Here is a 1,383-nt window from a genome sequence, read left to right as displayed (position 1 = left end):
GAAGGCCCGGGTCATCTCCGCGTTGCTCTTCGTCCCGTACGGCATCCAGTCGTCGCCGAACAGCCGCGCCGACTCGGTCAGTTCGTGCAGCAGCCACGGCGTGGTGTCGGCGAGCAGCCGGCGCCTGTCGAGCCACCGGCGCTTGGACTCCTCCAGGCCCGCGAGCAGGGCGGCGGGCAGCGCCGGATGGGCCTCGACGACCTCCCGCTTGAGCGTCACCAGATGGATGCCGGGGACGAACCCGGTGGCCTCCCAGTAGGCGCGCTCCTCGGCCCGGTGGTCGTCGAGCAGATGGCGGAAGCGGCTGGTCCTGGTGAACAGCTCCTGGGGCATGAAGGGGGAGAGCAGCGCGTCCAGCCGGCCCGCGGCCAGCTCGTCCACCAGGGATTCGCCCTCGGCCATGACCGAGACATTGGCGGGCAGCGGCCGATTGCCCACCCGGTCCTTGCCGGTCTCGCCGGCCGTCAGCGGTCCGACCCGCCACTGGATGCCCGCGAGGTCCACTCCGGCGCCGCGCAGCAGGGCCCGGGTCCAGGTGTTGCCGGAGTCCGGCCAGCCGGTGAGCCCGACGCGGGCCCCGGTGAGCTGTCCGATGGAGCGCAGCGGGCTGTGCTCGCGGACCAGCACGCAGCGGTGGCGGAAGCCGCGCATCACGAACGCGGGGAGCCCGACGAGACGGTCGTCCCCCGCCGCGCGGGCCTGGACATAGCGGCTGAACGAGGTCTCACCGCCGTCGAGACCGGGTTCGGTGAGGACGTCGGGGGTGACGTCCCGCGCATCGATCCGGACCGTGAAGCCGGGGATCTCGACGAGCCCGGAGGCGAGGGGCACCAGATGGTCCCAGTCGCGAAGTCCCAGGCGTATCACGGGAGATGACACAGTACGCACTCCTTGCACATGGCATTTTCGGCGCAAAGCTCGCATTCGGCGGCGCGATGCCAGGCAGGCTATTGTTCAGTGAATCGGGTAGACAAGATCTGTTTTGTTACCGAACATAGTTTTTCCGTGTCGTAACCTGCTGACCGGCCGCCGGCCGACAGACCGACGAGGGGTGTGCCGATGCAGGAGAACACCGCGGATCAGGCCTCCACGCCGCCGGGGGAGCGGCCGGCGGATCCGGCCTCCGTGGCCGGGCTGGCCGCCCGTATCCCGGACACCAGCGCACGCGGTATCGCGGCCGCCATGACCGATCTCATCCGGGCCGGGGAGCTGGCGCCGGGCAGTGCGCTGCCCACCGTGCGCGCGCTCGCCGCCGGGCTGGGGGTGAGCCCCGGCACCGTGGCGGAGGCATGGGCGGTGCTGCGCAAGCACCGGATGATCGCCACACTCGGCCGCCGCGGCAGCGTCGTCAGCGGTCCGCCGACCGTTCCGCATCCCACCCGC

The 1,383-nt window shown here is 71.4% G+C and carries 2 protein-coding genes; one reads left to right on the top strand and one right to left on the bottom strand.

Going from position 1 to position 1,383, the window contains the following annotated elements; translation table 11 throughout:
* On the bottom strand, positions 1–879 hold an 879-nt coding region (locus GWI24_RS44410; RefSeq protein ID WP_210951668.1), incomplete at its 3' end, for a hypothetical protein.
* Between the two features lie 180 nt (positions 880–1,059).
* On the opposite strand from GWI24_RS44410, the gene GWI24_RS44405 reads away from it, so the two are divergent.
* Positions 1,060–1,383 (top strand): winged helix-turn-helix domain-containing protein (locus GWI24_RS44405; RefSeq protein ID WP_210951667.1); only part of this gene is annotated, 324 nt, incomplete at its 3' end.

Origin of the sequence: Streptomyces sp. MK37H, from assembly GCF_018035285.1 — a bacterium.
GTDB lineage: Bacteria > Actinomycetota > Actinomycetes > Streptomycetales > Streptomycetaceae > Streptomyces > Streptomyces endocoffeicus.
Note: the sequence above shows the minus strand (reverse complement) of the source record. Positions and strands in the feature narration are given on the sequence as shown.